This is a genomic window from Pseudomonas sp. NPDC098747 (genome assembly GCF_044760045.1).
In the GTDB taxonomy this organism is placed as follows: domain Bacteria; phylum Pseudomonadota; class Gammaproteobacteria; order Pseudomonadales; family Pseudomonadaceae; genus Aquipseudomonas.
This window is the reverse complement of sequence record NZ_JBIWAL010000145.1, coordinates 1-1,465: the sequence shown is the minus strand read 5'-3', so window position 1 is coordinate 1,465 and position 1,465 is coordinate 1. Positions and strand designations below refer to the sequence as shown.

2 protein-coding genes are annotated in these 1,465 nt (G+C 52.0%); both read right to left on the bottom strand.

The genetic code is table 11. The features are described from left to right. A partial coding sequence (locus ACIQVE_RS29670) for a Rha family transcriptional regulator (protein ID WP_402815521.1) occupies positions 1 to 426 on the bottom strand: 426 nt, incomplete at its 3' end. Between the two features lie 293 nt (positions 427 to 719). Further along, positions 720 to 1,465: restriction endonuclease (locus ACIQVE_RS29665; RefSeq protein WP_402815519.1), on the bottom strand; the 746-nt coding region annotated here is incomplete at its 5' end.

The window sequence follows — 1,465 nt, the reverse complement described above, 5'->3', positions numbered from 1 at the left end:
CGGCAGCAGGCGGGTGTGTTGACCGCCTGACTTGTCGAAGGTGGTTAGCCAGCGCTGGACAGTCAGGGGCATGATCTCGGGAGCGGCTGACTTGCCTCTCAGCGTCTCTTCCATTCGATTGAAGGCGCCGATATAAGCCTCTTTCAGCTGTGCTGCTTCCTTGCCAGTGAAGCCCATGCAGAGGAATACGAAGCCGTCGCGGGTCATGCGGACCATCGGGCGGCTTTCGCCTTTTGGATCGAGATATTCAACCGCCTCAAAATTGAGGGCGTTAAATTCTGGGCTGCAATCAAGGTTCTCAATGGCGCGCAACACGTTGTCGTGGCGCTTCCTGAAGTGCTTTGATACATCAAGGCTGGTGGTGGTCGGTTGGCCGTTAACCAGTTCAACGAGTACGTCGAGAGACGCGATAGCGAGTGCAGACATGGTGAAGCCCCTCAAGCAAGTGGAGTTCGCCATCTGCGCTGCAAAACGAAGGGTGGCGAACTGTACGCAGGTTTGCAGACCGGGCTTGAGGAACCGGCAGGCCGAAGCCTCCTGCGCACAGCCCGCCATAAAGCGAGCACAAAAAAACCGCTTTCGCGGCGCTGTGCGCCTCAAACTATCCGAGCTGCAAAACCCGTATCGCAGGATTGACTGCGACGAGCGAAAGGTAAACCGGGATAAGTGAGGCGTCAAGGATAAAAAAGCCCCGCACTTGGGCGGGGCTTGTATGTCGTCTACTCGTAAAGTCGGGCAGTCTCTTTCAATTGATCGGAAAAATTAAAAATATCGTCGAGCGTGGAGATGGGGTGTCGAGTTTCATTTTTTTCATGGTCAAAAATCCCAATGTGCTTTTGGTTCCGATTGAAATGAAGGCGGCATATTGGCTTTCGATTGTTGTCATCAAGCAGCACCCCCAAATAGCCCTTGGTGTCTCGGTGGCCGATTCGACCAGGTTCAATAACGGTCCGCACAATCGCCTTGATGATGTGAAAGCCTTCAAGCTCCTCAAGGGTAGTGGTTATGGCGTCATCATTTACTTCGGTGGCGAAGCTCTCATTAGCAGGCATAGGCGAGGGCGCGCATTGAATGCTAGCCGCGACGGAGGGAGCACTATCGCTCATTGCGGATCTGAGGCGATCATTGATCTGGTCAGCCAAAAATTGGGCGGTTGCTTTCCGCGTGAGAGGGCCGAACTGATCGCGAACCTTCTGCGTGATTATTCCGTCATAAACGCGCGTGGCGAAAAACTTTACGAATTCGTCACAAGGGCTGGAGAATTGAGACGAAATTTCTTTCTTGATTTGGCTGACGTATTTCAGCTCTCCTGCCGCATTTATAATGGACTCAACGTCGAAAGCGGACTTCGTGAGCTTTTGTAGCTCTGGCACAAAATGCTCATCGATATCTAGAAGATCAAGCTCTAGGAATGGCTTTTCATCCATTTTGTTCTGAGCGTCAAGGTCAGTGAAAAATTTATAGA